The sequence below is a fragment of the Streptococcus oralis genome, assembly GCF_001075875.1.
GTDB lineage: Bacteria > Bacillota > Bacilli > Lactobacillales > Streptococcaceae > Streptococcus > Streptococcus oralis_I.
In genome coordinates this window covers 1-6,330 of sequence record NZ_JUOS01000174.1, presented here as the reverse complement: position 1 = coordinate 6,330, position 6,330 = coordinate 1, and the positions used below count along the sequence as shown (strand labels likewise).

Annotated in this window: 7 protein-coding genes and 1 pseudogene; 5 read left to right on the top strand and 3 right to left on the bottom strand. The window is 36.4% G+C overall.

The genetic code is table 11. From position 1 onward, the window contains the following. From ADM33_RS09490 to ADM33_RS11785, 3 genes and pseudogenes are all read left to right on the top strand, one after another. Nucleotides 1-624, top strand: a complete 624-nt coding sequence (locus ADM33_RS09490; RefSeq protein ID WP_045762957.1) for an ATP-binding cassette domain-containing protein — start codon at nt 1-3, stop codon at nt 622-624. Further along, nucleotides 621-1,121 carry a hypothetical protein gene (locus tag ADM33_RS09485; RefSeq protein WP_045762956.1) on the top strand — a complete coding sequence of 167 codons (501 nt, stop codon included), beginning with the start codon at nt 621-623 and terminating at the stop codon, nt 1,119-1,121. The genes ADM33_RS09490 and ADM33_RS09485 overlap by 4 nt, the downstream gene beginning before the upstream one ends. Before the next feature lie 564 nt (nt 1,122-1,685). After that, a pseudogene (locus ADM33_RS11785) lies at nt 1,686-1,982 on the top strand (hypothetical protein); the annotation flags it as partial. Between the two features lie 49 nt (nt 1,983-2,031). On the opposite strand, the gene ADM33_RS09480 reads toward ADM33_RS11785, so the two are convergent. Beyond that, entirely contained in the window at nt 2,032-2,727 is a 696-nt protein-coding gene (locus ADM33_RS09480) for a VIT1/CCC1 transporter family protein (protein WP_045762955.1), read from the bottom strand. 210 nt (nt 2,728-2,937) lie between these two features. Here ADM33_RS09480 and ADM33_RS09475 point away from each other — a divergent pair, with 210 nt between their 5' ends. Further along, nucleotides 2,938-4,218 carry an O-acetylhomoserine aminocarboxypropyltransferase/cysteine synthase family protein gene (locus ADM33_RS09475; protein ID WP_049504793.1) on the top strand — a complete coding sequence of 427 codons (1,281 nt, stop codon included), beginning with the start codon at nt 2,938-2,940 and terminating at the stop codon, nt 4,216-4,218. A gap of 63 nt (nt 4,219-4,281) precedes the next feature. Next, on the top strand, nt 4,282-4,962 hold the full coding sequence (radC, locus tag ADM33_RS09470; RefSeq protein ID WP_000286951.1) for a RadC family protein: 681 nt from the start codon (nt 4,282-4,284) through the stop codon (nt 4,960-4,962). 23 nt (nt 4,963-4,985) lie between these two features. Here radC and ADM33_RS09465 read toward each other — a convergent pair whose 3' ends face one another. Next, nucleotides 4,986-5,675, bottom strand: coding sequence for a gamma-glutamyl-gamma-aminobutyrate hydrolase family protein (locus tag ADM33_RS09465; RefSeq protein WP_049504791.1), 690 nt, complete (start codon nt 5,673-5,675; stop codon nt 4,986-4,988). 15 nt (nt 5,676-5,690) lie between these two features. Beyond that, nucleotides 5,691-6,330: redox-sensing transcriptional repressor Rex (locus ADM33_RS09460; protein ID WP_049504788.1), on the bottom strand; the 640-nt coding region annotated here is incomplete at its 5' end.

Sequence of the window (6,330 nt, the reverse complement as noted above, 5' to 3'; positions counted from 1 at the left end):
ATGACAATTGACCTTTTGAACGTTTCAAAAAGTTTTGGATCAAAAAAGATTTTTACAGACTTAAATTTAAAATTTGAATCTGGAAAAAGCTATGCATTGATTGGAGGTTCTGGCTCTGGTAAGAGTACTCTTCTTAATATTATAGGAAGATTAGAAAAAATTGATAGTGGGAACGTTTTAGTTGATAAACAGGATATTTGGAAGATAAAAGAAAGAACCTTCTTTAAAAATACTGTTGGATATGTATTTCAGAATTATTCTTTAATCGAAAACAAAACAGTATATGATAATCTGAAACTTATCACTAAAGACAAAAAAATAATAACTGATGTACTTGAAAAAGTAGGACTGTCAAGCGACTATTTACATCAAAAAATATATGAATTGTCTGGAGGGCAGGCTCAACGTGTAGCTATTGCCAGAATGTTAATGAAACCACGTAAAATTATCTTAGCAGATGAACCCACAGGAGCTTTAGATGGTGAGATTGGAAAAGAAATCATTCGTTTATTATTAAATGAAAGAGATGAAGAAAAATATGTTATTATAGCGACTCACGATCCAGCTGTCTATAACAAAGTTGATGTGATCATTGATATGAAAGATATAGGGGATAATGTATGAAAAAGATAATTTATATCGCTTTGATCTTTGTAGCTGGACTACTTGCTATTTTCTTCTTTGGAAAACAAATGATCATAAAAGAAAATACCAATAAACCAACACTGGAGTTAACAGTTTATACGGTTTCTTCTAGTGATACAGAAAAATGGAATAAAGTGAGACAAGTAGAAACAGAAGAGGCCACATACTTCATAACTGTGAAAGAAGTAGCGTCTTCAGAAGAAGTGTTTTCAAACATCATTGCAAATGGAGCTGCTATGGGGTTCGGAGTTCGTGAAGAAGAAGTGAAGCAATTTAATAATAATTTAGGAGACACTATAGAGGACTCTAAGCATAATAAACTCATTGAAATAGAATTTTTTACTTTTTCTAATGATGACGAGGGATTTGTAGTAGCAAATTTTGACTATGGTAAAGAAGAGTTGAATTCTCAGAAAAAAGATATAAAGGAGTTATATAAAAAATTATATGAATCTTTTAAAGAAAAAAGTAAGTGATTGCGATTTATTTGCCTGTTTTGATAGAAAAAAGTCAATTTTTAATTCTAATATCTTATCTTGATAATCGCGCTTTTTAGTTGATAAAACTTACAAATAGTCCTGAAGAAAACAATGACATTCAGTTTACTTATATGTATCATGTGCATACAAAGTTAGGTCCATCGCATCATCAATTTATGTTTATCAATAATTGAGCAGTTGTTGCCTCATTTGATATTTCAGAGGTTCAGTACCAGTATTTTATGAAAGAATCACTTTCTCATGTCATGGTTTATAATTACAGTAACAAAAATACTTAGAAAATCCTGATAATGTTTACAGGTTATAACATAAATCAGTTGAGTTTGGAAGTAATTCTGTTCTGTTATATTCTAACAACTCATGAATATTAAATGATTTGTTTATTTGTTGACAGTATCCCAAGTCAAATGTTTCTATAGAAAAATTCTCATACTAGTTGCCCTAGATTTCATCCAACTATGTTTATGAAGATGCACTGTTGACTTATGTTCTTCAAGTGTTCTCTGTAAGTAAATTCGTTCAAATTAACTGTGATAATGTAGAGTAAAGATTGTTTTTTTCCTGCGAAGAGTTCATATTTGAGGCAAACAAGCCATTTAAACAGAGTTAGGATTCACCTTCATGACTATAAATCTAGCAAAATTGGCCAATAGTTTAGACTCTAAAAGATCTACTATTCAAAAACCACACAGTATTTCTTTCGGCTTGATGCTATTCAAGCTTGAAATCACTGTGTGGTTTTATTTTAAAGCTAGTTGTTGCTCAGCATCAATTTTTAACTTATACTCAATGAAAATCAAAGAGCAAACTAGGAAGCGAGCCGCAGGCTGTACTTGAGTAAGGCAAGGCGAAGCTGACGTGGTTTGAATTTGATTTTCATTGAGTATTAAATACTAAACAACTGTCCCAATAGATAGGTAACTCCCATGGTCAACAAACCGATACAGAGGTTACGAATCATAGCTGTTTTTGTTGGAGCTTTTCCAAGTTTTGCACTGGTGTAGCCGGTAACTAATAGAGAAATCGCTACGATAAAGACAGTAGCAGGGATTCGATAGTCACTTGGGAAGATGGTTATTGAAAGCATTGGCGGGAGACTTCCGAGGACAAAGGCAATGAAGCTAGATGCAGCAGCATGCCAGGGATTAGTGAATTCCTCATACTCGATTCCGTACTTTTCCTCAACTAAGGCTTTGAGAGGGTTTTTAAGAAATGCCTTGTTGGTTAAGAGTTGGGCTGATGTTTCACACTCACCATTTTGAAGATAGGCTGCGTAGAGTGATTTTTTAGCAGCTTCCATATCTTTATCCAAAAGTAGTTGTTCGCGGGCTACAGCGGCTTCCTCCGTGTCTTTTTGAGTAGATACGGATACATACTCGCCACCAGCCATAGAAAAGGCACCAGCAAGAATAGCAGCCAATCCTGAGAGGAAGATAATCCAGATATTGTTAGTCGCACTGGCAACCCCAATAACAACTCCAGCGATAGAGATGATTCCATCATTAGCTCCCAGCACACCAGCACGCAAGATATTTAAACGGCCAGCAAAGTTTGCATCAATTTCATGTGTAATTTCTGACATAGTTTTCTCCTTTCTAAACATTATAAAGTATAGGAGAAGTGAATACAAACTTTTTAAACTATCTGAAAAAAGTTCTACAATTCTAATTTAAGACAAAGTAAATAGAAGTAGCCATAGCTATTTCTTATGCCAAGATATAACAAAGTTGTATTTGTAACCTATTCCAATAGGTGATACAATGAACCTAATGAAATCTTTGGAGGTCTAAATATGACTCGTGAATTTAAATTTGAAACCCTACAATTGCATGCAGGACAAGTGGTAGATGCGACTACAAAATCTCGTGCTGTACCAATTTACCAAACAACATCTTTTGTTTTTGAAGATACCCAAGAAGGAGCAGAACTTTTTGCCCTTCAGAAAGCTGGAAATATCTATACCCGTATCACTAACCCAACAACATCAGCTTTTGAAGAGCGCATTGCAGCGCTTGAAGGAGGTGTAGGTGCTCTTGCTACTGCATCAGGTATGGCAGCTATTACCTACACAATTTTAGGATTGGCTCACGCAGGAAACCACGTGGTTGCAGCTTCAACTATTTATGGTGGTACTTTTAATCTCTTGAAAGAAACCCTTCCTCGCTATGGAATCACCACAACTTTTGTTGATATTGATAATCTAGAAGAGTTAGAAGCAGCGATTAAAGACAATACCAAGCTTGTTTTGATTGAAACCTTGGGTAATCCAGTTATCAATATTCCAGATATTGAAAAAATTGCTGAAATTGCTCATAAACACCAGATTCCTTTGGTTGCAGACAATACTTTTGCAACACCATATCTTATCAATGTCTTTTCACATGGTGTAGACATTGCAGTTCACTCAGCAACTAAGTTTATCGGCGGTCACGGTACAACAATTGGTGGTGTCATCGTTGATAGTGGTAAGTTTGACTGGGCTGCTTCAGGGAAATTCCCTCAATTGGTCGATGAGGACCCAAGCTACCATAATATCAGTTATACCCGTGATGTTGGTGCTGCTGCCTTTATCGTCGCTGCTCGTGTTCAATTGCTTCGCGATATGGGAGCTGCCCTTTCACCGTTTAACTCATTCTTACTCCTACAAGGTCTTGAAACACTTTCTCTCCGTGTAGAGCGTCATGTGCAAAATGCTGAGAAAATCGTTGATTTCCTTGTGAACCATCCAAAGGTTGAAAAGGTCAACTATCCGAAACTTCCAGATAGTCCTTACCATGCCTTGGCTGAAAAATACCTACCAAAAGGTGTTGGCTCAATCTTTACTTTCCACGTTAAAGGTGGAGAAGCAGAAGCACGTAAAGTGATTGACAACTTGGAAATCTTTTCAAACTTAGCTAATGTAGCAGATGCAAAATCATTGGTAGTTCATCCCGCAACTACAACACATGCTCAATTGTCAGACTCTGATTTAGAAGCAGCAGGAGTAACCAAAAATCAAATCCGTCTCTCAATCGGTCTTGAAAATGTTGATGATTTGATCGAAGATTTACGACTAGCACTTGAAAAAATCTAAAAATAACTAGTTTTTATCGAATTAAGCATCCTTCTCACGAATAATAAAGTGAGGAGGATTTTTATGTACAGTATTTCATTTCAAGAAGATTCGCTCTTGCCAAGGGAACGCTTGGTGACAGAAGGAGTAGAGAGTTTGAGCAATCAGGAATTACTAGCCATTTTATTACGAACAGGAACTCGTCAATCTACTGTTTTTGAAATTGCACAGAAAGTATTGTCTCAATTGAACAGTTTAACTGAGTTAAAAAAAATGACCTTGCAAGAACTGCAGAGTTTATCAGGAATCGGGAGAGTAAAAGCTATTGAGTTGCAAGCGATGATTGAGCTTGGAAGTCGTATTCACAAACATGAAACCATTGAGGCAGAGAGCATTCTTAGTAGTCAAAGACTGGCTAAAAAGATGCAACAAGAATTGGGAGATAAAAAACAAGAGCACCTAGTGGCGCTCTATCTGAATACACAAAATCAAATTATTCATCAGCAAACCATTTTTATTGGATCTGCTACTAGAAGTATTGCGGAACCAAGAGAAATTCTCCACTATGCCTTAAAGCATATGGCAACATCCGTGATTCTGGTTCATAATCATCCTTCTGGTGCTGTTATGCCTAGTAGAAATGATGACCATGTTACGAAACTTGTTAAAGAAGCCTGCGAATTAATGGGTTTGGTCTTATTGGACCATCTCATTGTTTCACATTCCGATTATTTTAGTTACCGTGAGAAGACGGATCTGATTTAAAAAACCTGTATATGATACAGGTTTTACAATTCATTGACGACATAGTCGAAAAGTGTTTTATCTTTGGGGCGATTTTCAAAAAGAAATTCCGGATGCCATTGAACACCGAGGTAAGGGAAACCATCAGTCGTTGTTACAGCCTCGATAATACCATCTTTAGGATCGTGTGCTACAACTTTTAGATTTGGAGCAAGGTCTTTAATGCTCTGATGATGGAAAGAGTTGATATGAGAGATTTCTCCATAGATTTCTCGAAGAATAGTATCAGGCTCAGTGACTAAACGTTGAGTTGTATACTCAGCTGAAGTATCCTGCCAATGTTCTTCAATATCTTGATAAAGAGTTCCTCCCATAGCCACATTAAAGAGCTGGGTGCCTCGACAAACAGAAAAAATGGGTTTCTTCTGTTTAATGGCTTCTTTTATAAGAGCTAGCTCAAAAATATCTCTTTGAAGGTGGTAGTCATCGCTATCGATCGTTTTAGGTTCACCGTAAAACTTGGGATCGACATTTTGTCCACCAGTTAAAATGAGTTTATCAATCAAGCCAATGTAGTAACTGGCCATTTCTTGATCACCAATTGGTAGGATAATGGGAATTCCCCCAGCTTCCTTGACTCCTTCAACAAAGCCCTTTGCAGCATAGCTCATCATTAGCTCATCATCAGGATGAGCTTTTTCGTTTCCTGTAATCCCAATAACTGGTTTTTTCATAAATGCTTTCGCTTTCTAATCCTCTTTTCTCATGAAATAGAGGAGAGTTTGCAATTCACTAGTTAAATCCACATATTGAGCCACCACATCTTTTGGTAGTTGGAGATGAACGGGTGAAAAGCTTAAAATTCCTTTAATACCTGCTTCGACAAGTAGATTAGCTACTTCTTGTGATTTGACACTCGGAACAGTTAAAATTGCAGTTTTTACATCTGCATTTTTTATTTTATCCTTGATTTGGGAAATTCCATAAATTGGAATTCCATCGGGAGATTTTGTACCAACTTCAGGATGATCATCCAAATCAAAAGCCATAATAATTTTCATTTTGTTTCGTTCATGGAAACGGTAGTGAAGGAGAGCGTGCCCCATATTACCAATCCCCACCAACATAACATTTGTAATAGAATTATCATTTAGAAGATCAGCAAAAAACGTCATTAGTTTTTTGACATCGTAGCCAAATCCACGGCGACCAAGTTCACCAAAGTAGGAAAAATCTCGTCTAACGGTAGCAGAATCAATACCAATGGCCTCGGCAATTTGTTTTGAGTTGGCTCTTTCAATCTTTTCTGCATGAAATCTTTTAAAGATACGATAATAAAGAGAAAGTCTCTTTGCTGTTGCTTTTGGAATAGCAGACTGTTTTTCTTTC